Below are 22300 nucleotides of genomic sequence, written 5' to 3'. Positions count from 1 at the left end.
TGCGGGCGCGCGAGCCGCGACCCGCGCGCCGGACGCGGTGCGCGCGCGAGATCCGACCCGCGCGCCGGGTGCGAGAGGGTCACAGCTTTCCGCCGCGGGTCCCGTCGCGGCGCGCGGGCGCGATGAGCGTCGAGAGGTACGGGAGCGGCCCGCCGTCGAGCTCGGCCGCCGCCCGGATCGACTCGTCCTCGAGACCGAGCGCCGACCCCCAGACGGCGTCGTCGAGCCGCCCGCTGTCCCGCAGCGCCTCGGCCACCTCGGCGGCCTGCCGCCCGAACTTGTACGCGACCACCGTGCCGGGCCCGTTCAGCGCGTCCTTGAGCACGGCCGCCCCCGCGGTCACCGGGACGAGCGTGAGCGGCTCGGTCCCCTCCGTGAGCACCGCCCCCGACCGCGCGGCGAGATCCTGCATGGCGGTGATGCCGGGCACGGTCTCCACGACCGTGCCGGGAACCAGCTCGCCGATGGTGTGGGCGAGATACGTGAACGTCGAGTACACATTGGGGTCGCCGATGGTGGCGAAGGCGACCGTGCCGTGCCGGCCGAGCAGACCCGCGACCCGCCGGCCGGCCGCGTCCCAGGCGGCCTCGCGGCGCCCCCGGTCGTTCCGCTCGTTCAGCGCGAACACCACCCGGACGACCTTCTCCTCGGACACGTAGTGCAGGACGGTCGCCTCGGCCCGCCCCCGCTCGCCGCCGTCCTCCCCGCCCGGCGCGGCCATGACGGGGACGACGACGACGTCCGCGGCGCGCAGGGCGTTGACGCCCTTGACGGTCACCAGCTCCGGGTCGCCGGGGCCCACCCCGACTCCGATCAGCTTGCTGCTCATGACGTCAGGCACCTCTCGACGAACCGACGGGCCACACCGGGCTCGGACGCCCAGTGCGTGTGCAGATAACTCGCGTGCACGCCTTGCTGCACGAAACCTTCGACGCGCCGCTCGGGGGAGCGCAGCCCCCAGGCGGGTTCCGCCCCGGCGCCGGGCTCCACGACCGTCCGGTGGAACTCGTGCCCGTGCATCCGGGTGCCGGCCGCGGCGAGCGAGCTGTCGCCGAGGGCCACGGCGTCCCGGTAGCCGAGGGTGAGCCGCGCGTCCATCCGGGCCACGGCGTCGATCACCCCGCACATGGGGCGGCCGTCGAGCTCCCGTGCGAGATACAGCAGTCCGGCGCACTCGGCCGCGACCGGCGCCCCGGCCGACGCCAGCTCCGCGACCGCCTTGCGCAGCGGCTCGTTGGCGGACAACTCGGGTGCGTACACCTCGGGGAACCCGCCGCCGATGACCAATCCGCCGGTCCCGTCGGGCAGTTGCTCGTCCCGGAGCGGGTCGAAGGTGACGACCTCGGCCCCGGCGGCGGTGAGCAGTTCGGCGTGCTCGGCGTAGGAGAAGGTGAAGGCCTCCCCGCCGGCGACGGCCACCACGGGCGCCCGCCGCCCGCCCGAGCGAGTCGGGCGGTCGGTGAACGCCTCCCCACTCGCGACAGCCCTCAGCGGTCCCCGCTTCTCGGCCGAGCGAGTCGGTTGGTCGTGGGTGGGCGGGCCGACGGCCTCGGCCGCGTCCCAGGCCGCGCCCGGCAACGTACCGGCACTCCGCGCCAGCGCCGCCAGCGCGTCCAGGTCGCACCCTTCGGCGACCTGCGCGGCCATCGCCGCAACGGCCGCGACGGCCTCCGCCCGCCGCTCGGCGACCGGGACAAGACCGAGGTGCCGCGACGGCGTGTCCACCCGCGGTGCCCGCCGCAGCACCCCCAGCACCGGAACCCCGGAGGAGTCCAGCGCGTCGCGCAGCAGGTCCTCGTGCCGGTCCGAGGCGACCTTGTTCAGGATCACGCCCGCGATCCGCACCTCGGGGTCCCAGGAGGCGAACCCGTGCACCAGCGCGGCCACGGACCGCGACTGCGAGGACGCGTCGACGACCAGCACCACCGGCGCCCGCAGCAGCTTCGCCACCTGCGCCGTGGACGCGAGCTCCCCCTCGCCCGCCGCCCCGTCGTACAGCCCCATCACGCCTTCGACGACCGCGAGATCGCACCCGCGCGCCCCGTGCGCGAACAGTGGCCCGATCAGCTCCGTGCCGCACAGGTACGCGTCGAGATTGCGTCCCACGCGCCCGGTGGCGAGCGCGTGATACCCGGGGTCGATGTAGTCGGGCCCCACCTTGTGCGGGGACACGGCGAGCCCCCGCGCGGCGAAGGCCGCCATCAGCCCCGTGGCGACGGTCGTCTTGCCGCTGCCCGAGGAGGGCGCGGCGACGACCAGCCGGGGAACGGAGGACATCACCACTCGATGCCCCTCTGGCCCTTCTGGCCGGCGTCCATCGGATGCTTGACCTTGGACATGTCGGTCACCAGATCGGCGAGGTCGACCAGCTTCTGCGGCGCGTTGCGCCCGGTGATCACGACGTGCTGGGTGCCCGGCCGGTCCCGCAGCACCGAGACGACCTCGTCCGTGTCGATCCAGCCCCAGTGCATCGGGTACGCGAACTCGTCGAGCACGTACAGCTTGTACGTCTCGGCGGAGAGGTCGCGCTTGACCTGCTCCCAGCCCTCGCGGGCCTTCTCCTCGTTGTCCATCTGGGAATCCCGCTGGACCCAGGACCAGCCCTCGCCCATCTTGTGCCAGTCGACGGACCCGCCCTCGCCCGAGGCGCCGAGCACCCGCAGCGCGTTCTCCTCGCCGACCTTCCACTTCGCCGACTTGACGAATTGGAACACCCCGATGGGCCACCCCTGGTTCCAGGCGCGCAGCGCGAGCCCGAACGCGGCGGTGGACTTGCCCTTGCCGATCCCCGTGTGCACGACGACCAGCGGCCTGTTACGACGCTGACGAGTCGTCAGTCCGTCGTCCGGTACGACGTCCGGCTGTCCCTGCGGCACTACGCGGCCCTCCTCGAAGTCCCCTGCACATCCCTGACGAGACCGGCGATGGAATCCGCCCGCAGCTCGTCCAACGTCACCGCCGTACCGCCCAGTTCGCCCGCGAGCCGGCCCGCGAGACCGAGCCTGACGGGTCCGCTCTCGCAGTCGACGACCACCGAGGCGACCTGCTCGGCCGCCAGCAGCCGCGCCGCGCGCCCGGCCAGCGCCACCGGCTCGGTCCCGCCCGTGGCACGTCCGTCCGTGACCACCACGACGAGCGCCCGCCGCGCCGGATCCCGCAGCCGCTCCACCCGCAGCACCTCGTGCGCCCGCAGCAGCCCGGCCGCGAGCGGAGTGCGCCCGCCCGTCGGCAGCGACTCCAGCCGGACCGCCGCCGCGTCCACCGAGGAGGTGGGCGGAAGCGCGACCTCGGCGGCCGACCCGCGGAAGGTCACCAGGCCCACCTTGTCCCGCCGCTGGTAGGCGTCGAGCAGCAGCGACAGCACCGCGCCCTTGACCGCGCCCATCCGCTGCCGCGCCGCCATCGACCCGGAGGCGTCCACGACGAACAGCACGAGGTTGCCCTCACGGCCCTCCCGCGTCGCCTGGCGCAGATCGTCCCGCCGTACGACCAGACCCCGGCCCGACCGGCCGCGCGCCAGCTGGTGCGGGGCGGCGGCCTGCACGGTCGCCGCCAGATGCAGCTTGGTGAGCGCCCCGCGGGGCCGCCGCGACCCCGTCGTGCGGCCCTGCTCGGTCCGCGCCCGCGAACGCCGCCCGGCGGCACCCTCGCCCAGTCCGGGCACGCTCAGCGCCTTCGTGCGAAAGGGCTCGGCGGCCCGTACGGGCGACTGCTCGCCGCCCTGTCCGGCCGGCGCCTTCCCGTCGTCCGTGGGCTCGCCCTGCGCGGGCACGTCACCGGCCGGAGTGCCCTCGTCAGGCCCGTCCTGCGGCGGCCGGCCGCCACCGCCCGGACCGTCCGGGTCGGGGTCGGGGTCCGGGTCGTCGTCCCGCTCGCCGTCCGCGCCCCCGAACTCCTCCAGCGTCTCGTCGAGCTTGTCCTCGTCGATCCCGGGAGCGTCGAACGGATTGCGGCGGCGCCGGTGCGGCAGCGCGAGCAGCGCCGCCTGCCGTACGTCCTCGGCGATCACCTCGGTGCGCCCCGCCCAGGCGGCGAGCGCGGTCGCGGTCCGCGCCATCACGATGTCGGCGCGCATGCCGTCCACCTCGAAGGCTGCGCAGGTCGCCGCGATCTGCCGCAGCGGCCCGTCACCGAGGCGCACAGCAGGCAGCAACTTCCTTGCCGCGAGGATGCGTTGACGCACGGCGGCCTCCTCGTCGGCCCAGCGCGCGGCGAAGCCGTCCGGGTCGTCGTCGTACGCGAGGCGCCGCCGTACCACCTCCACCCGCTGGTCGGGTTCGCGCGAGGCGGCGACCTCGACGGTCAGCCCGAACCGGTCGAGGAGCTGGGGCCTGAGCTCGCCCTCCTCCGGGTTCATGGTCCCCACGAGCAGGAACCGCGCCGCGTGCCGTACGGAGACGCCCTCGCGCTCGACGTACGAGGCGCCCATCGCGGCGGCGTCCAGCAGCAGGTCGACGAGATGGTCGTGGAGAAGGTTGACCTCGTCGACGTAGAGGATCCCGCGGTGCGCGTCGGCGAGCAGTCCGGGCTCGAAGGCCTTCACGCCCTCGGCGAGCGCCCGCTCGATGTCGAGGGCGCCCACCAGCCGGTCCTCGGAGGCGCCGACGGGCAGTTCGACCATGCGGGCCTGGCGTTGCGCGCCCGTCCCCGCCTCGTGCGGTCCGTCCGGGCACGCCGGATCGGGACCGGCCGGATCGCACGAGAACCGGCACCCGGGGACGACGGGCACCTCCGGCAGCAGCGCGGAAAGGGCCCGCACCGCGGTGCTCTTGGCGGTGCCCTTCTCGCCGCGCACCAGCACGCCGCCCACGGCGGGCGAGACGGCGTTCAGCAGCAGCGCGAGCCGCAGGTCGTCCTGGCCCACCACCGCCGTGAACGGGAACGGGGTACTCACTGGTCGTCGCCCTCCAAGTCGCCTTCGAGCTCCAGATAGGTGGCGCGCAGCCGCTCCAGGGTCTCGGCGTCCGGCTCCGCCCACAGCCCGCGGTCCGCCGCCTCCAGCAGCCGTTCGGTGATCCCGCGCAGCGCCCAGGGGTTGGACTTCTTCATGAAGTCCTGGTTCTCCGCGTCGAAGACGTACTCGGCGCTGAGCTTCTCGTACATCCAGTCGTCCACCACCCCGGCCGTGGCGTCGTAGCCGAACAGGTAGTCCACGGTCGCCGCCATCTCGAAGGCGCCCTTGTAGCCGTGCCGGCGCATCGCGGCCATCCAGCGCGGGTTGACCACCCGGGCGCGGAACACCCGGTGCGTCTCCTCGCCGAGCGTGCGGGTCTTCACCTGGTCGGGCACGGCCGAGTCACCGACGTAGGCCTCGGGGCTCGCCCCGGTCAGATGCCGGACCATGGCCACCATGCCGCCGTGGTACTGGAAGTAGTCGTCGGCGTCGACGAGGTCGTGCTCACGGGTGTCGACGTTCTTGGCGGCGACGGCGATCCGCCTGAACGCGGTCTCCATGTCCCCGCGCGCGGCCCGCCCGTCGAGCCCGCGCCCGTAGGCGTAGCCGCCCCACACCGCGTACACCTCGGCGAGGTCGGCGTCCGAGCGCCAGTTGCGGGCGTCGATCAGCGGCAGCAGACCCGCGCCGTACGCGCCCGGCTTGGAGCCGAAGATACGGGCGGTCGCGCGCCGCCGGTCGCCGTGTTCGGCGGTGTCCTCGTCGGCGTGCCTGCGCACGTAGTTCCGGTCCGCGGGCTCGTCCAGCTCGGCCACCGCCCGTACGGCGTCGTCGAGGAGACCGACCACGTGCGGGAACGCGTCCCGGAAGAAGCCGGAGATGCGGACCGTGACGTCGATGCGCGGGCGGCCGAGCTCGTCGAGCGGGACGATCTCGAAACCGGTGACCCGGCGCGAGGCGTCGTCCCACACCGGGCGGCAGCCGAGCAGCGCGAGGATCTCCGCGATGTCGTCGCCCTGGGTACGCATGGCGGACGTGCCCCACACCGTCAGTCCGACGGACGTCGGATAGGCGCCGGTGTCCTGGAGATACCGTTGGACCAGGGAGTCGGCCAGGGACTGCCCGACCTCCCAACTCAGCCTGGAGGGAATGGCCTTGGGGTCGACGGAGTAGAAGTTGCGGCCGGTCGGCAGGACGTTGACGAGTCCGCGGGTCGGTGAGCCCGACGGGCCCGCCGGGACGTAACCGCCGTTCAGGGCCTTGAGGATGTGCCCGATCTCGTCCGTCGTACGGGCGAGGCGCGGTACGACCTCGCGGCAGGCGAACTCCAATACGGCCACGGCGTCGGGCAGTTCGGTGCCGAGAACCTCACGCACGAGCGCCGGGACGGCGGCCGGGTCCCAGCCCCGCTCCTCCAGGCCGAGTGCCGCCCGGCGGCACAGCTGCTCCAGCAGGTCGATCGCGTCGGCCGCCGTGCGGGAGGGACCCTCCACGAGGTCCGTCAGCTCGACGGGCGCCTTGACCGGAGCGCCCGGCTCGGCGAGCAGCTCCTTCTCCACCAGGCCGAAGTGCCCGGCGAGAGCGGCGCGCAGACCGGGCAGCGCGTTCGCCGCACCGCCCCACACCTGCGAGGCGCGCAGCACGGCGAGCACCAGGTTCACCCGCGGTTCGGCCTCCGGGCCGCCGCCCAGGATGTGCAGGCCGTCGCGGATCTGCACGTCCTTGATCTCGCACAGATAGCCGTCGATGTGCATCACGAACGCGTCGAAGTCGCCGTCGTCCGGCTGGTCGTCGACATGCAGGTCGTGATGGAGCTCGGCGGCCTTCACGAGCGTCCAGATCTGCGCGCGGACCGCAGGGGCCTTCGTCGGGTCCAGGTCGGAGACCAGCGCGTACTCGTCGAGGAGCTGCTCCAGCTTCGCGAGGTCACCGTAGGTGTCGGCGCGGGCCATCGGCGGTACGAGGTGGTCGACGACGGTGGCGTGCCCGCGGCGCTTGGCCTGCGTGCCCTCACCGGGGTCGTTGACGATGAACGGGTAGACCAGGGGGAGTTCGCCGAGGACCGCGTCGGGTGCGCAGCCGCCGCTGAGCCCGAGTCCCTTGCCCGGCAGCCACTCCATGGTGCCGTGCTTGCCCATGTGCACGACGGCGTCCGCGCCGAAACTGTTCTCCAGCCAGCGGTAGGCGGCCATGTAGTGGTGCGACGGCGGCATGTCGGGGTCGTGGTAGATCGCGATCGGGTTCTCGCCGAAGCCGCGTGGCGGCTGGATCATCACGACGACGTTCCCGAACTCAAGGCAGGCCAGGACGATGTCGTCGCCGTCGATGTAGAGGGAGCCCGGCGGCTCGCCCCACGCCTCCAGCATGCCCGCGCGCAGGCCGGGGTCGAGCGTGTCGAACCAGGCCCGGTAGTCGGCGAGCGGCACGCGCGCCGGGGCGGCGGCGAGCTGCTCCTCGGTCAGCCACTCGACGTCGTGGCCGCCGGCGGCGATCAGCCGGTGGATCAACTCGTCCCCGTTGTCGGGGTATTCGGTCAGGGAGTAACCCGCGTCCCCGAGCGCGTCGAGGACCCGTACCGCGGAAGCGGGGGTGTCGAGGCCGACGGCGTTGCCGACCCGTGAGTGCTTGGTCGGGTAGGCGGTGAAGACGATCCCGAGCTTCTTCTCGGCGTTCGGCTTGTGCTTCAACCGGGCGTGCCGCAGGGCGATTCCGGCGACCCTGGCGGCCCGCTCGGGGTCGGCGACGTACACCGGGACGTCGTCCGGGCCCTGCTCCTTGAAGGAGAACGGCACCGTGATCAGACGGCCGTCGAACTCCGGGATCGCGACCTGCATCGCCGCGTCCATGGGGGACAGGGCCGCGTCGGACGCGTCCCAGGCGCTCTTCGACGAGGTCAGGCAGAGCCCCTGGAGCACCGGGACGTCGAGGTCGGCGAGCGCCCCGATGTCCCAGGCCTCCTCGTCGCCGCCCGCGGACGCCTTGGAGGCGTGGGTGCCGCCCGCCGCGAGGACGGTGGCGACGAGCGCGTCGGCCCGGCCGAGGATGTCGTACAGCGCCGGGTCGGCCCCGCGCAGTGAACCGCAGTACACGGCGAGGGCGTTGGCGCCGCGCGCCTCGATCGCGTCGCACAGCGTGTCCACGAACGCGGTGTTCCCGGACAGTTCGTGGGCCCGGTAGAACAGCACGCCGACGGTCGGCCGGCCTTCGACGAAGGCCCGTTCGCCGTGGACGCCGAACTCCGCGGTCCTGTGCGGCTCCTCGAACCCCTCACCCGTCAGCAGCACGGTGTCGGAGAGGAACCGGGCGAGCTCGGCCAGGTTGGCGGGGCCGCCCTCGACGAGATAGCGCAGCGCCTCCGCGACCACACCCGCGGGCGCCGACGACTCGGCCATCAGCTCGGCGTCCGGGACGGACTCACCGCCCAGCAGCACGGTCGGGATCCCGGACGCCTTCAGGAACGCCAGTCCGTCCTCCCAGGCCCGCTTTCCGCCCAGCAGCCGTACGACGGCAAGGTCCGCGCCCTCGACGAGCGCGGGGAGTTCGCCGGTGACGTCCACCCGGGTCGGATTGCCGATCCGGTAGGCGGCGCCACTGGCGCGGGCCGCCAGCAGATCCGTGTCGGCGGTCGACAACAACAACACAGTGCTCATGCGGGTGCTCCCGGTGGAATGAAGGGCAGTCCTCGTGGCGCGCCGGACTCGATGAGCCGCCACAGCGCGTCGGTGTCCGCGTGTTCCTCGATCAGGTCGCCGAGCCGGTCCAGCTGCTCCTCGCGCAGCGCCGCGAACGACGTGTCGGCCGCCGGCACGAAGCGGCGGCCCGCGGCGGCGGCCACCTCGCGCAGGAAGGCCCGCCGGAAACCGTCCGACTCCAGTGATCCGTGCCAGTGCGTGCCCCAGACGGCGCCGGCCCGGCACCCGTCCAGGCCGTGTCCCTCGCCGTCGGACATGAACGCCTCGCCGCCGGTCACCTCGGCGACCCCGTGGTGGATCTCGTATCCCTCGACGTGCTCGCCGAGGGCCGTGCCCACCGGCCGTGCCAGTGTCTTCTCCCGCGCGAACCGCACGCGTACGGGCAGGAGTCCGAGCCCGTCGACCTGACCGGCGCGGGATTCGACCTCGTCCTCGATGTGCTCCCCGAGGAGCTGGTAGCCGCCGCAGATGCCGAGGACGGGCCGCCCCTCGGCGGCCCGGCGCGCGATGGCGTCCGCGAGACCCCGCTCACGCAGCCACGCCAGCGCCTTCACCGTGCCCCGGGTGCCGGGTACCACGACCAGGTCCGCGTCGGCCAGTTCCTCGGCCCGGTCCACGAACCGCACGACGACGCCCGGTTCGGCGGCCAGCGCGTCCACGTCGGTGAAGTTGGACATCAGCGGTACCCCGCAGACGGCGACCCGCAGGACGTCCGCGCCGACGGGGGAGGAGACCGCCGACTCCCGGACCGCCCCGCGCAGCGAGACCCGCAGGCCGTCCTCCTCGTCGATGCCCAGACCGTGCTGGAAGGGCAGGACGCCGTAGGAGCGGCGCCCGGTGAGGCCGTGCAGCATGTCGAGGCCGGGTTCAAGCAGGCTGACGTCACCCCGGAACTTGTTGACGAGGAACCCGGCGACGAGCGCCTGGTCCTCGGGGGACAGCAGCGCGACCGTCCCGAAGAACGAGGCGAACACCCCGCCCCGGTCGATGTCGCCGACGACGAGCACGGGAAGGCCCGCGTTCCGCGCCACCCCCATGTTCACGATGTCGGTGCGCCGCAGATTGATCTCGGCCGGACTGCCGGCTCCTTCACAGATCACCGCGTCATACGTGCCCCGCAACTGCGCCAGACAGTCGAGGACCGTCGCCAGGAGTGCTTCCCGGTGCCCCCCGCGGAGCCGTTCCCCGGGGGACGCCCCGGCCGACGACGGCCGCTCGGCGGGTCCGGCGGTTCCGAAGAACCCGCGCGCGCTCATCTCGCCCACCGGCCTGCCCATCAGGACGACCTGGCTGGTGCGGTCGCCGCCCGGCTTGAGGAGTACGGGATTCATCAGCGCGGTCGGCTCCACGCGGGCGGCCTGCGCCTGCATGGCCTGCGCCCGCCCGATCTCGGCGCCCTCGCGCGTCACGAACGAGTTCAGCGACATGTTCTGCGCCTTGAACGGCGCGACCTTGACGCCCTGGCGCGCCAGCCACCGGCAGATCCCGGCGGTGACGACGCTCTTGCCCGCGTCGGAGGTGGTCCCTGCGATCAGCAGCCCGCCGCTCATGCGGTGCGCCCCTTCCTGGTGGACAGGGCCCGTCCGGCTCCGGCGAGCAGAACCCGTCCGGCGGCGCTCACCCCGAGCGCGAGCCAGCCGACGCGCCGGGAGAGCCGTACGGCCCGTTCGATGTCGTGGACCTCCACGGCGCGCCCCGGGCCGTTGAGCACGGGCCGGTGCTCGACCCGTCCGGCGTACGAGAGGGTGCCGCCGAGCCGTACCCCGAGCGCGCCCGCGAACGAGGCCTCCACGGGACCGGCGTTGGGGCTCGGGTGCTTTCGGGCGTCCGCCCGCCAGGCGCGTACGGCGCCGCGCGGATCAGGACCGGCCACGGCCGCGAGGACGGCGGTCAGCCGGGCACCCGGCCAGCCGGCGACGTCGTCGAGCCGGGCGGAGGCCCAGCCGTAGCGCCGGTACCTCGGGGACCTGTGGCCGACCATGGCGTCGAGCGTGTTCACGGCGCGGAAGGCGACGAGCCCGGGCACACCGCCGACGGCGCCCCAGACCAGGGCGCCCACGACGGCGTCGGAGGTGTTCTCGGCGACGGACTCGACGACGGCGCGCGCGACACCGTCGGCGTCCAGCGCCTGCGGATCGCGTCCGCACAGATGCGGCAGCCGCTCCCGGGCGACGTCGAGGTCACCGGCCGCGAGCGCGCCGCCGATCGCCCGGGCCTCGCGGCCGAGGGAGGTCCCTCCGACGACGGACCAGGTGGCGGCGGCGGTCAGGGCGACGGAGGCGGTGCGTGAGGTGCGTACGCCATGGCTCGCGAGCGCGGCGAGTCCGGTGGCGCCGCCCACGCAGAGGGCCGTGTGCAGCGCGCCCCACCCGCGGTGGTCCCGCCACAGAGTCCGCTCGACGGCAGCGGCGGCCCGCCCGAACACGGCGACCGGATGCCCACGGCGGGGATCGCCGAGCAGCAGGTCGCCGAGGAGGCCGGCGGCGGCGCCGTACGCGAAGACGCGATCGGCACGCACGGGGTCAGCCGGCCGTGGGGTGGAGCGGAACCTTCGTACTCAGCGAAACGGGCAACGGGCAGCCGCGCATGGCGATATGTCCTCACTCAGGGTGTCCACGCCCTGGTTCGACGAGACCGGCGGTGAGAGTTCCTGGCTCCCGGGGAGTTTCTTCCCCGATGACAGTGGCGGGACCGCGCCGGATTCGCACCGGCTTCCTCTCATGCCGCCGTACTTGGCTCCGGCAGTCCACCACGGGGCGAGAACGGCAGTCAACTGGCTGTTGACCTGCGGAGGGACAGTGTGCGCAGGCCCACATACGCGTGGGGTGCGGGACGGTGATCCGTCCCGCACCCCACGTGCGGTACCGCTCTGCGCAACCCGGTTCCGGGCCGCCGGGACTTTCGTCGTCCGGGCCCCGGTGCCGGGCTACTTGGTGATGATCAGGGAGATGCCGTACGCCACGGCCGCGGCGCAGGCCGCGAAGCAGACGTACGCGCCGGTGGCCGCCGCGACCGCGGAACCGCCCTGGGCCGACTCCTTCTTGGAGAGGCCGGCGACGCCGAGGGTGAAGAGGGCGACGAGGGCCACGGTCACTCCGAGGCTGACCCCGAAGACGGACCCGAGGGCTGACCAGTCGATGTTCATGCTGTTGCTTCCTTTGGGTCTCAGGCCACTCGGGACTGGGCCGACGGGTTCGCCGTGGGCTCGGCCGGAGCCGGGATGGTGGCCGTGAGGCCTTCGGCCACGGGACCTGCCGGGGGCGGGGTGACGGCGGCGATGGCCTGCGTCACCACACCGGCGGGCTCCTCGGAGTCGTTCACGTTGTTGTGGTCGATCACCTCGCGGCGCGAGCGGCGCCAGATCGCGAAGCTGGAGCCCACCAGGAAGACCGCGACGAGGGCGGTGCCCCAGGCGCCGAAACCGGTCACCCATTCGGCGCCCGCGCCGACCAGGGCCGCGGCGGGCAGCGTGAGGACCCAGGCGACGACCATGCGGGTGGCGGTGGACCAGCGGACCACACCGCCCTTGCGGCCGAGGCCCGCGCCCATCACGGAACCGGAGACGGAGTGCGTGGTGGAGAGGGAGAAGCCGATGTGCGAGGAGGCCAGGATGACCGTGGCCGCGCTGGTCTGGGCGGCGAAGCCCTGCTGCGGCTGGAGGTCGGTCAGGCCCTTGCCCATCGTGCGGATGATGCGCCAGCCGCCCAGGAAGGTGCCGAGCGCGATCGCGACACCGGCCGAGAGGATGACCCAGACCGGCGGGTTCGAGTCGGGAGCGACGGCGCCACCGGCGACCAGGGCCAGGGTGATGATGCCCATCGTCTTCTGCGCGTCGTTGGTGCCGTGGGCCAGCGAGACGAGGCCCGCGGAGGCTATCTGGCCGGCGCGGTAACCCTTCTTGGTGGCCTTGGTGTCGGCGTCACCACTGAGCTTGTACGACAGCCGGGTGGCGACCAGGGCGGCCAGACCGGCGACGACCGGGGCCGCGACGGCGGGCAGGAGCACCTTGCCGACCAGGACGTCCCCGTGCACCGCGCCGGTACCGGCGGAGGCGATGGTGGCGCCGACCAGGCCGCCCATGAGGGCGTGAGAGGAGCTGGACGGGAGTCCGACCAGCCACGTCACCAGGTTCCAGAGGATCGCGCCGACGAGCGCGGCGAAGATCACCTCCGGCCGGATGCCTGTCTCGTCGACGAGGCCTTTGGAGATCGTGTTGGCGACCTCGACGGAGAGAAAGGCGCCGACAAGGTTGAGGGCGGCAGACATCGCCACCGCGACCTTGGGCTTGAGCGCGCCGGTCGAGATGGTGGTGGCCATCGCGTTGGCGGTGTCGTGGAAACCGTTCGTGAAATCGAACACGAGAGCGGTGACGATCACGATTCCGAGGAGGAGCGTGATGTGTTCCATTTACCCAGGCTTCTGTTGGACGTCAGTGGCAGGTGGACCGTAGGCAACCTGGGTGAACGGAAGGTGAACTGGGCGGGGCTTCATGGTGTCTCGAACGGTGGACGGTCATTCCGCTTGTGTCGAGGGCCGGTTCGGCGGGTTCGAACGGATGCGGAATTCCGTGCTCCGCTTGGGGTCCGCGCGTCGGGTTCGCGGTTCGGGTCGCGGCGGGTTTGGACGACGAGATCCCCGTCACGCCCAGGCTGTAGCCGTCGTCACGCCGCCCGGGGGCCCGGAAGGGTCGCCCCGTCGGCGGTGCCGGAGCGCCGGCGGGGTCGTGATGGGTCGACCACGGGGTGTGATCCGCGGCAAATGTCCGACCGGGGTGACGTCGGCGCCCCGTCGGTGTGACGTGATGTAAATCACATACAACCGTGGGGTCTTGGGGGCCCGGATCCGTCCCGCACCCCTCCCGAAGCCCGCCCGCACGGGTGCGCGGAGAGCCGCGACTGGCAGGATCGCGTCATGACTGAGCGGCACGGGGACGCACGGGACGGGCACGAACACCCACGGACGACGGGCGAGCACGGGGGGCGGGGCGAGCAGGGTCCGCCGGACGCGCCGGACGCCCCGGACGTCCTTCGCCCGGCCTGGGACGAGTTGGTCTCCACGGCCCGCCGCACGGTCGCCGACGGTCTGGTCGTCGGCACCTCGGGCAACGTCTCCGTCCGTGTCGGCGACACCGTCCTCGTCACGCCCACGGGCGTGCCCTACGACCGGCTGACGCCCGACGACATCGTCGGCGTCGGTCTCGACGGCCGGCAGGTGCTCGGCTCGCTGCGCCCGACCAGCGAACTGCCGATGCACCTCGCCGTGTACGGCGCGACGGAAGCGCGGGCCGTCGTCCACACCCACGCACCGCACGCGACCGCGGTCTCGCTCCTGGTCCCCGAACTCCCGCTCGTCCACTACATGGCGGCGGCCATGGGCGGCCCCGTCCGCGTCGCCCCCTACGCCGCCTACGGCACACCGGAACTGGCCGAGAACACGCTCCGGGCCCTGACCGGCCGCACCGCCTGCCTCCTCCGGAACCACGGCACCATCGCCCACGGGGCCTCTCTGGACCGGGCGTACGACCGCACGGCCCAGCTGGAATGGATGTGCCGCGTCTGGCTCCTGGCCTCCTCGGTCCCGGGCCTCACGCCCGCCCTGCTCTCACCGGAACAGCTGGCGGAAGCGGGGGAGCGGCTGAGGGGGTACGGCCAGCGACGCTGAGGCCCCACCCCACCGTGGCCCCGCCGCGCCCCATCACGCCGCACCATTCCCCACCGAGCGGCGCCCCACCACGCCGCTCCCCGACGTACCGTCCCCGGCCGCATCGCCCCCGCCGAACCGTCTGCCGACCCGCTTTTCGACGTGCCATCCCTTGCCCACGCTCTCTTCGGCGCGGCCGGCAAGTGAGCGTCGGGCGTCACCCTTGGAGGCGCTTCCGCTGGCCGATGGCCGGGTACCCCGGGAAACTGGTCGGGTGCGCACCCTAAGAGCCACGGCAGCGGCCGTCACCGTAGCCATAGCCGCGGGCGCGGCCTCCGTGGCGGCGGGCCGGTTCGCCAGCGACGCCGCGCTGAAGACGAGACCCGGCAAGCCCCTGCCCACCGAGCCCCGGCTCACCGTGCACGCCACGACGGCGGGCGGAATCACTCTCACCAGGGCCCTCGCCTCCCGGCGCCCGGGAACCTACGGCCTCGCCGGCGACGGCTCCCACGCGGTCGTCGGCCCGCTCCAGAACTCCGTGCCCCACACCGCCGACACCGTCGTACGCAGCCTGGAGCGCGTCACGCACGGATCCCTTGAGCCCGGCGACAAGGTGTGGCTCACCCCGAACCTGTACGTCGGCGACCCCGGGTCCGCCCTCGGACTCGAACACGCCGACGTCGACGTGCCCGGCGAGCTCGGCGCCCTGCCCGCCTGGTTCGTGCCCGCGGTCCGCGACACCTGGATCATCACCGTCCACGGCCTGGGTGCCACCAGGGAACACCCCATGAACCTGATGGGGTTCCTGAACGACCGGCGCTTCCCCGTCCTCGACCTCGCCTACCGGGGCGACCTCGGGGCACCCCGCCCGCCGGACGGCCTGAACCACCTCGGCGAGACCGAGTGGCGCGACCTCGACGCGGCCATCCGCTACGCCGTGCGGTTCGGCGCCGAGCGGGTCGTGCTGTACGGCTGGTCCACCGGCGCCACCATGGCCCTGCGCGCCGCCGCCCACTCCGCGCTGCGCGAGCGGATCTCCGGGCTCGTCCTCGACTCCCCGGTCCTCGACTGGGAGACCACGCTGCGCGCCCTCGCCGGCGCCCGCCACACCCCGGGCTTCCTGCTGCCGCTCGCGGTGCGCGCCGCACAGGGCCGCACCGGCGTACGCGGCGACCGCATCGCGCACGCCGCGCACCCCGACCAGGTCAAGGTGCCGACCCTGCTGGTGCACGGCCCGGACGACGGCATCGCCCCCTGGGGCGCGTCCCGCCGCCTCGCCGCCGACCGACCCGACCTCGTGACCCTGCACACCGTCCCGAACGCCCCCCACGGCGCCATGTGGAACGCCGACCCGGCGAGCTACGAAGAAGCCCTGCGCCGCTTCCTCACCCCCCTGATGTGAGCCACGGCGCCCCACACCCCCCGGCGTCCGGCCGGCGCGAAGGGGCACTTCCGGTTCGGTCCGGGGCAACTCCACGCGGCACACTTTCCCGCGTGCCGGGCACCTGGACAGGGGTCCGCTCCAGGTGCCCCCGTGGCCTGCGACGGCATTCCGTTTGGGTTTTCGGACTGTCAACCGCAAGACTGCACCCGTGACGTCCCGTAACCCGCGCGACTCCAGGCTCCGACTCGTCAGCCCGCGGTCCCTCGCGACCGCTCCCCGAGCGGTGACCCAGCGCCGCACCCGCCGCCCCGCACCGCGACCGCCGGAAGGCACACCGCCGCCCGCGGAACTCGCCCGTATGGCGCGCACCGGCCTGTCCGACGCGGCCCGCGTGGCGCGCTGGGCCGACGCCGCGCTGCGCCCGGGGCGCGACGGCCCGAACCCCGACGGCCCGAACCCCGACGGCAAAGGCACCCTCTCCGACGCCACCGCCGAACGGGCCGCCACGGATCTCGGACTGACCCCGGTCCAGGTCCGCGCCGACTGGGACACCGCCCGCCTGGCCGGCCTCATCGAGGTGCACGGCGACGACGCCCGTCCGGGCTGGCGGCTGCGGGCCTGGAGCCGCGACGACAGCGCCGTCCTGCGCGGCTGGGTCGCCCTCTTCGACGCCTGGTCCCTCGCGTACCCCGAGCCTGCGGACCGCGAGCCCGCGGCCGTCGCCGAGGTCGTCTCCGCGATGCCCCAGGTCCTCTCCTTCCTCCAGCTCTCCGCCGGACCCGTCCCGGTGGACCAGCTTCTCGACCTCCTCGGGCAGCGCGTCACGGAACTGCGCACCGAGCGGTGCGAGATCACCTACGGCCCCGAGCCCGGGACCGACCCCGCCCCGCAGCCCGCCGAGGTCCCGGACGCCCCCCTCGCCCCGCTGCTCGAATGGGCCCTGGAGGCCCTCGCCTCCATCGGCGCGCTCACCTGCGGCGAAGGACAGGCCACCCTCACCGCTCTCGGCAGCTGGGCGGTCTGGGTCAAGCTGGAACAGATCTGCGTCGCCGCCCAGAGCCCCGCCGGCAACATCGAGCAGTCCGCCGAGGACATGCTCCGCGGCTGCGCCCAGCTCCGCCCCAACGCAGCCCGCGCCGAGTACCGCGCCTGGCTCGCCGCCCGCCCGGTCGGCGGCGCCGTCATCGAACTGATCGACGCGGCCCGCGGCGAGGACGCCCTCACGCGCGGCCTCGCCTTCGAGGCGCTGCGCGTGGTCGGCGCCCCCGCCGAGCCGGATGTGCGCTCGGTGGTCGAGGAGACCCCGCTGCGCCCCTACGCCCTGCTGTGGCTCGCCGAGCACGACGGCTACGACCCCGAGGACGCCCACGAGGTCCTCACCCGCGCCGAGTCGACCTGGCTGTGGGTCGACACAGCGGCCGCCGTCGCCGACCACGGTGAGGCCCCGCTCCTCGTCCGCCATCTGGAGTCCGCGGTGCAGCCCACCGTGCCCGCGCTCCTCGACGAGGTGCGGTCGGTCGGACACCCGCGCACGGTGCAGGTGCTGGTCGCGCTCGCCGCCGCCCACCCGGACCCGGCGCTCGCCAAGGCCGTACGAAGAGCCGCCTTCCAGGTGCACACCGGAGGGAGCTGACCGGCCCGGGGGGCCGGGACCGCGGCGGGCCTGCGGCCGGGAACCAGGGTGGCGGGCCGGCGGCCGGGACCCCTGCGGGCCGGACGCCGGGAGCGTTCCTACGCGCCTATCTCCGGGGCGTAGGTACCGAAGCTCCAGATGTTGCCCTCGAGGTCGCGGGCCATGTAGTCCCGCGAGCCGTAGTCCTGATCGGTCGGGGCCATCAGGATCTCCGCGCCGTGGTCCACGGCCCGCTGGTGGTGCGCGTCGACGTCGTCCACGACGATGTACACCCCGCACGGGCCCGCGCTCTTCATCGCCTCGTCGAAGCGGCCGCCGCGGCCCTTGGAGCCGAGCATCACCGCGCCGTTGCCCTGCACGAGCTCGGCGTGCATCACCGAGCCGTCCTCACCCTCGTAGACGGCCAGCTCCGTGAAGCCGAACGCCTCCGTGAGCTGCCTGATCGCCGCCTTCGCGTCGGCGTACAGCATCGAGGGGTAGATGCTCGGGCGCGTGCCGTTCCTGCCGGCCATACCGATCACTCCGTCCCGTCACAAACTGCCGGATTCCGATCCGCTGCCCAGTCTGGCACCGGCCACTGACAACGCCCCGCGACCCGCGGCAGACAGTCCGGCGGACCGCCCCGGCGTACCGGCACGGCTCCCGCGGGCTCACCTCACCGGAAGGTGTCGCACTGCGCCATGTCACCGCTGGTGAATCCCTGGTAGAACCACTGCTGCCGCTGCTTGGCCGACCCGTGGGTCCACGTCTCCGGTGTCACGCGGCCCTGGTACCTCGTCTGGATCCGGTCGTCGCCGACGGCCGCGGCCGCGTCGAGGCCGTCGCGGATGTCGGCGTCCGTCAGCGAGGTCAGCAACGGCTTGCCCGTCGAGGAGGACGGTGTGGTGGTCGCGTGCCGCGTCCACACCCCCGCGTAGCAGTCGGCCTGGAGCTCCGCCTTCACCGAGCCGCCGTTCGCGCCGGTCACGCCGTCCTGGGACCGGGCCGGCGTGCCCATCAGGTTCTGCACGTGATGCCCGTACTCGTGCGCCACCACGTACGCCTGCGCGAAGGGTCCGCCGCCGGCGCCGAACTTCGTACGAAGATCGTCGAAGAAGCCGAGGTCCAGATAGACCTTGCGGTCACCAGGACAGTAGAAGGGCCCGACGGACGACGACGCCGTACCGCACGCGGTGCCGACCCGGCCGCCGAAGAACACCGTCGGGGCGCGGGTGTAGGCGCCGCCCCTGCGGGCGAACTCCTGGTTCCAGTAGGCCTGGACGCTGTTGACCACCGCCACGGTCCGGCAGTCCTCCCGGGCGTTGGCGTCGCGCCCGGTCCGGCAGGTCCGCTGCACCTGCGCGAGGGAGGAGGCGCTCGTCCCGGACCGGTCGCCGTCCGAGGTGAGCCCGAGCTGGTCGGGACCCACCCCGAAGAGCAGTCCGAGGACCAGGGCGACCAGACCGGCGAGGCCGCCGCCGATGGTCGCCCTGCCGCCGGGGATCCGGCTGCCGCGCACGTCCTGCACCTCGGAGGTGTCCAGGCCGGCGTCGTCGTCGAACTGCATGGGCACCCGCTTTCGTCGTTCCGTGGCGCCATCCTCGTACGCTCCCGGAGGCCCGGCCCCGGCCCGCGGTCCGAACGGGCGACACCGTCCCGGCCGCCCGGCCGGTGGGATCCGGGCACCCGGCCGGCGCCCCGCAAAGGGGGCGAGCGTCACAGTGCCGGACGCCCGCACACCGGAAAAGTGGTTGCACCGCCCCGTTAGACTCGAACCATGGCCTGTCTCCTCGCGCATTAGACGGCGGGAACGCCCTCAGCCGTCCACCCCGCCAACAATCCGCCCTGGAGTAAGTCCGTGATTTCCGCCTCCGGTATCGAGCTGCGCGCCGGCGCCCGCATGCTCATCGAGTCCGCCACCTTCCGCATCATGAAGGGCGACCGCATCGGCCTCGTCGGCCGTAACGGCGCGGGCAAGACGACCCTCACCAAGGTCCTCGCGGGTGAAGGCCAGCCCGCCGCGGGCACCGTCGCCCGCTCCGGCGAGGTCGGCTACCTGCCTCAGGACCCGCGTACCGGCGACCTCGACATCCTCGCCCGCGACCGCGTCCTGTCCGCCCGCGGCCTCGACAGCCTGATCCGCAAGATGCGCGAGAACGAACAGCGCATCGCCAACGGCTCGGGAGCCACCCGCGACAAGGCCATGCGGCAGTACGAGCGCCAGGAGACGGAGTTCCTCACCAAGGGCGGGTACTCCGCCGAGGCGGAGGCCGCCACCATCGCGGCCGCGCTCAACCTCCCCGACCGGGTGCTCGGCCAGCCCCTGCACACGCTCTCCGGCGGTCAGCGCCGCCGTATCGAGCTGGCCCGCATCCTTTTCTCGGACGCCGACACCCTGCTGCTCGACGAGCCGACGAACCACCTCGACGCCGACTCGATCGTCTGGCTGCGCGACTACCTGAAGACCTACCGGGGCGGCTTCATCGTGATCTCCCACGACGTCGACCTCGTCGAGACGGTCGTCAACAAGGTCTTCTATCTGGACGCCAACCGCGCCCAGATCGATGTCTACAACATGGGCTGGAAGCTCTACCAGCAGCAGCGCGAGGCCGACGAGAAGCGCCGCAAGCGCGAGCGGCAGAACGCAGAGAAGAAGGCCGCGACGCTCAACGCGCAGGCCGACAAGATGCGCGCCAAGGCCACCAAGACGGTCGCCGCGCAGAACATGGCCAAGCGCGCGGACCGACTGCTCGCCGGCCTGGACGCCGTCCGTGTCTCGGACAAGGTCGCCAAGCTGCGCTTCCCGGAGCCCGCGCCCTGCGGCAAGACCCCGCTCATGGCCGAGGGCCTGTCGAAGTCGTACGGCTCCCTGGAGATCTTCACCGACGTCGACCTGGCCATCGACAAGGGCTCCCGCGTCGTCATCCTCGGCCTGAACGGCGCCGGCAAGACGACCCTCCTGCGTCTCCTCGGTGGTGTCGAGAAGCCCGACACCGGCGGCGTCGTCGAGGGCCACGGCCTCAAGCTCGGCTACTACGCGCAGGAGCACGAGACCCTCGACCCCGAGCGCACGGTCCTGGAGAACATGCGCTCCGCCGCCCCCGACCTGGACCTGGTCGAGGTCCGTAAGACGCTCGGCTCGTTCCTGTTCTCCGGCGACGACGTCGACAAGCCCGCCAGCGTGCTCTCCGGTGGCGAGAAGACCCGGCTCGCGCTCGCGACCCTCGTCGTCTCGTCCGCGAACGTCCTGCTGCTCGACGAGCCGACGAACAACCTCGACCCCGCCAGCCGCGAGGAGATCCTCGGGGCGCTGCGCACCTACAAGGGCGCCGTCGTCCTCGTCACTCACGACGAGGGCGCCGTCCACGCGCTCCAGCCGGAGCGGATCATCCTGCTGCCGGACGGCGTCGAGGACCTGTGGGGCGCCGGTTACGCCGACCTGGTGGCGCTCGCCTGATCCCGTGCGCGGCCTCCCGGAGGGGGCCGACGCCGCTTGATCGAATGACTGATCCACTGCGTATGGATCATTCGGCCGATCCGTGATCCATCATCTGTGTGAGATCTCCTCGTACCGAGGTGTGTCGTACACCGATTTCACGGCCGAGTCCTTTGTTCCCAAGGGCTCGGCCGTCCTGCGTCGCTGACCAGGTACTTCGCGGAGGAACCCCGTTCGGCCGCACCGGCGGCACCACCCGGAATCATTGATTCCACTCGTGGGGACGGGCTCCTGTCGTCAAAACCTTGTCTTACGGACCTTGCCGAATGGGTGGCCATGACGCCCGAAAGGGGTGATCATGAGAGTCCAGAGCGCACTTCCCATGAGGAGGACCGGGTGGCCGAGACTCTGAAGAAGGGCAGCCGGGTTACCGGCGCCGCGCGCGACAAGCTCGCGGCAGACCTGAAGAAGAAGTACGACTCCGGTGCGAGCATCCGAGCGCTGGCCGAAGAGACCGGCCGCTCGTATGGCTTCGTGCACCGGATGCTCAGCGAGTCGGGTGTCACGCTCCGAGGGCGTGGCGGTGCGACGCGGGGCAAGAAGGCCGCCTCGGCCTGAGGCCGGGCGTCCCCATCGGCTTCGGTGGTGACCACCCGGTCGGTCGGGTGACCGACCGGGTGGTTACTGTGCAGTCACTTAGGTGCGTTCCTCGTGTCTTCGCGAGGCGCGCGTCTGATCCGACCGCACCCATCGGAGGCACCCATGGCTTCGCTCGACAAGGATCTCGACCCGGTACTCGACCAGGACGGCGTACGGCTCACCGTCGACGGCGCGATCGCCACGGTGACGCTGACCAATCCGGCCAAGCGCAATGCCCAGAGTCCCGCTCTCTGGCGGGCCTTGTCGCAGGCCGGTCGGTCACTGCCGGGCTCCGTCCGCGTGGTCGTCCTGCGTGCCGAGGGCCAGTCCTTCTCCGCTGGGCTCGACCGGCAGGCGTTCACGCCCGAGGGCTTCGACGGGGAACCGTCGTTCATCGACCTCGCGCGCGGCTCCGACGCCGAGCTCGACGCGACCATCGCCGAGTACCAGGAGGCGTTCACCTGGTGGCGGCGCAGCGACATCGTGTCCATCGCCGCCGTCCAGGGGCATGCCATCGGTGCCGGGTTCCAGCTCGCGCTCGCCTGTGACCTGCGCGTCGTCGCCGACGATGTGCAGTTCGCCATGCGCGAGACGAGCCTTGGCCTGGTGCCCGACCTCACGGGGACGCACCCGCTGGTCAGCCTCGTGGGCTACGCCCGCGCGCTCGAAATCTGTGCCACGGGCCGCTTCGTCCTGGCCGAGGAGGCCGAGCGCACCGGGCTCGCCAACCTCGCCGTGCCCGGCGAGCAGCTCGACGCCGCGGTCGGCGACCTGGTCGCGGCGCTCCTCGCCGCACCCCGGGACGCCGTGATCGAGACGAAGGCCCTGCTGCGCGGGGCCCAGGAGCGGTCGTACGAGGAGCAGCGCTCGGCCGAGCGGGCGTCCCAGGCCCGCAGGCTCCGCGACCTCGCGGGCGTGGGCGAATAGGCCTCCGGCCTCGAACCGGGCCTCCGTCCCCTCTGCTCCCTCTCCCTCCGGCTCTTCGCGCCGCGGGCCGTCCCGC

The 22300-nt window shown here is 72.9% G+C and carries 17 protein-coding genes and 1 riboswitch; of the genes, 6 read left to right on the top strand and 11 right to left on the bottom strand.

Translation table 11 applies throughout. From position 1 onward, the window contains the following. Positions 1-79: 79 nt before the first annotated feature. The 9 genes from cobI to ABZV42_RS10870 form a co-directional block, all read right to left on the bottom strand. The gene (cobI, locus tag ABZV42_RS10910) at positions 80-829 is read right to left on the bottom strand and encodes a precorrin-2 C(20)-methyltransferase (RefSeq protein WP_356051670.1); all 750 of its coding nucleotides are present in this window, start codon (positions 827-829) and stop codon (positions 80-82) included. Continuing rightward, positions 826-2277, bottom strand: coding sequence for a cobyrinate a,c-diamide synthase (locus tag ABZV42_RS10905; RefSeq protein WP_355985658.1), 1452 nt, complete (start codon positions 2275-2277; stop codon positions 826-828). Before ABZV42_RS10905 ends, cobI begins: the two co-directional genes overlap by 4 nt. Next, positions 2277-2876, bottom strand: coding sequence for a cob(I)yrinic acid a,c-diamide adenosyltransferase (gene cobO / locus ABZV42_RS10900; RefSeq protein ID WP_355985656.1), 600 nt, complete (start codon positions 2874-2876; stop codon positions 2277-2279). The genes ABZV42_RS10905 and cobO overlap by 1 nt, the downstream gene beginning before the upstream one ends. Continuing rightward, positions 2876-4894, bottom strand: coding sequence for a putative cobaltochelatase (locus tag ABZV42_RS10895; protein ID WP_356051668.1), 2019 nt, complete (start codon positions 4892-4894; stop codon positions 2876-2878). Before ABZV42_RS10895 ends, cobO begins: the two co-directional genes overlap by 1 nt. After that, on the bottom strand, positions 4891-8544 hold the full coding sequence (gene cobN / locus ABZV42_RS10890) for a cobaltochelatase subunit CobN (RefSeq protein WP_356051666.1): 3654 nt from the start codon (positions 8542-8544) through the stop codon (positions 4891-4893). Before cobN ends, ABZV42_RS10895 begins: the two co-directional genes overlap by 4 nt. After that, positions 8541-10136: a cobyric acid synthase gene (locus ABZV42_RS10885; protein WP_356051664.1), complete on the bottom strand. Its 1596-nt coding sequence runs from the start codon at positions 10134-10136 to the stop codon at positions 8541-8543. The genes cobN and ABZV42_RS10885 overlap by 4 nt, the downstream gene beginning before the upstream one ends. After that, positions 10133-11104: a cobalamin biosynthesis protein gene (locus tag ABZV42_RS10880; RefSeq protein WP_355985648.1), complete on the bottom strand. Its 972-nt coding sequence runs from the start codon at positions 11102-11104 to the stop codon at positions 10133-10135. The genes ABZV42_RS10885 and ABZV42_RS10880 overlap by 4 nt, the downstream gene beginning before the upstream one ends. A gap of 104 nt (positions 11105-11208) precedes the next feature. Beyond that, a riboswitch (cobalamin riboswitch) is annotated at positions 11209-11354 on the bottom strand. 158 nt (positions 11355-11512) lie between these two features. Further along, on the bottom strand, positions 11513-11731 hold the full coding sequence (locus tag ABZV42_RS10875; RefSeq protein WP_328556277.1) for a hypothetical protein: 219 nt from the start codon (positions 11729-11731) through the stop codon (positions 11513-11515). A 20-nt stretch (positions 11732-11751) separates the two neighbouring features. Beyond that, a complete protein-coding gene (locus ABZV42_RS10870; RefSeq protein WP_355985646.1) occupies positions 11752-12993 on the bottom strand; it encodes an inorganic phosphate transporter in 1242 nt (413 codons plus the stop codon). Between the two features lie 504 nt (positions 12994-13497). Here ABZV42_RS10870 and ABZV42_RS10865 point away from each other — a divergent pair. The 3 genes from ABZV42_RS10865 (at position 13498) to ABZV42_RS10855 (ending at position 17243) form a co-directional block, all read left to right on the top strand. Beyond that, positions 13498-14247: a class II aldolase/adducin family protein gene (locus ABZV42_RS10865; protein WP_356051662.1), complete on the top strand. Its 750-nt coding sequence runs from the start codon at positions 13498-13500 to the stop codon at positions 14245-14247. Positions 14248-14500: 253 nt separating this feature from the next. Further along, positions 14501-15628, top strand: coding sequence for an alpha/beta fold hydrolase (locus ABZV42_RS10860; RefSeq protein ID WP_355985642.1), 1128 nt, complete (start codon positions 14501-14503; stop codon positions 15626-15628). Positions 15629-15818: 190 nt separating this feature from the next. Beyond that, complete coding sequence (locus ABZV42_RS10855) at positions 15819-17243, top strand: hypothetical protein (RefSeq protein WP_355985640.1); 1425 nt, start codon at positions 15819-15821, stop codon at positions 17241-17243. Positions 17244-17341: 98 nt separating this feature from the next. Here the strand turns inward: ABZV42_RS10855 and ABZV42_RS10850 are convergent, their stop codons facing one another. Further along, complete coding sequence (locus ABZV42_RS10850; RefSeq protein ID WP_355985638.1) at positions 17342-17755, bottom strand: VOC family protein; 414 nt, start codon at positions 17753-17755, stop codon at positions 17342-17344. Positions 17756-17898: 143 nt separating this feature from the next. Continuing rightward, entirely contained in the window at positions 17899-18789 is an 891-nt protein-coding gene (locus ABZV42_RS10845; RefSeq protein WP_356051660.1) for a neutral zinc metallopeptidase, read from the bottom strand. Positions 18790-19080: 291 nt separating this feature from the next. Here ABZV42_RS10845 and ABZV42_RS10840 point away from each other — a divergent pair, with 291 nt between their 5' ends. The 3 genes from ABZV42_RS10840 (at position 19081) to ABZV42_RS10830 (ending at position 22224) form a co-directional block, all read left to right on the top strand. After that, positions 19081-20679, top strand: coding sequence for an ABC-F family ATP-binding cassette domain-containing protein (locus ABZV42_RS10840; protein ID WP_355985634.1), 1599 nt, complete (start codon positions 19081-19083; stop codon positions 20677-20679). Positions 20680-21054: 375 nt separating this feature from the next. Then, on the top strand, positions 21055-21276 hold the full coding sequence (locus ABZV42_RS10835; RefSeq protein ID WP_006123601.1) for a helix-turn-helix domain-containing protein: 222 nt from the start codon (positions 21055-21057) through the stop codon (positions 21274-21276). 144 nt (positions 21277-21420) lie between these two features. Continuing rightward, the gene (locus ABZV42_RS10830; RefSeq protein ID WP_355985633.1) at positions 21421-22224 is read left to right on the top strand and encodes an enoyl-CoA hydratase/isomerase family protein; all 804 of its coding nucleotides are present in this window, start codon (positions 21421-21423) and stop codon (positions 22222-22224) included. Positions 22225-22300: the final 76 nt, after the last annotated feature.

The sequence above is a fragment of the Streptomyces sp. NPDC005281 genome, from assembly GCF_040607495.1.
Classification (GTDB): Bacteria; Actinomycetota; Actinomycetes; order Streptomycetales; family Streptomycetaceae; genus Streptomyces.
The sequence above is the reverse complement of the archived record's forward strand: the minus strand, read 5'-3'. Positions and strand labels throughout refer to the sequence as shown.

Bases quoted from the DNA above. Each gene is read 5' to 3' on its own strand.
- ABZV42_RS10905 (WP_355985658.1), bottom strand. From the start codon at position 2,277: ATGTCCTCCGTTCCCCGGCTGGTCGTCGCCGCGCCCTCCTCGGGCAGC.
- ABZV42_RS10865 (WP_356051662.1), top strand. From the start codon at position 13,498: ATGACTGAGCGGCACGGGGACGCACGGGACGGGCACGAACACCCACGG.
- ABZV42_RS10870 (WP_355985646.1), bottom strand. From the start codon at position 12,993: ATGGAACACATCACGCTCCTCCTCGGAATCGTGATCGTCACCGCTCTC.
- ABZV42_RS10885 (WP_356051664.1), bottom strand. From the start codon at position 10,136: ATGAGCGGCGGGCTGCTGATCGCAGGGACCACCTCCGACGCGGGCAAG.
- cobN (WP_356051666.1), bottom strand. From the start codon at position 8,544: ATGAGCACTGTGTTGTTGTTGTCGACCGCCGACACGGATCTGCTGGCG.
- ABZV42_RS10845 (WP_356051660.1), bottom strand. From the start codon at position 18,789: ATGCAGTTCGACGACGACGCCGGCCTGGACACCTCCGAGGTGCAGGAC.
- ABZV42_RS10875 (WP_328556277.1), bottom strand. From the start codon at position 11,731: ATGAACATCGACTGGTCAGCCCTCGGGTCCGTCTTCGGGGTCAGCCTC.
- ABZV42_RS10830 (WP_355985633.1), top strand. From the start codon at position 21,421: ATGGCTTCGCTCGACAAGGATCTCGACCCGGTACTCGACCAGGACGGC.
- cobI (WP_356051670.1), bottom strand. From the start codon at position 829: ATGAGCAGCAAGCTGATCGGAGTCGGGGTGGGCCCCGGCGACCCGGAG.
- ABZV42_RS10850 (WP_355985638.1), bottom strand. From the start codon at position 17,755: ATGGCCGGCAGGAACGGCACGCGCCCGAGCATCTACCCCTCGATGCTG.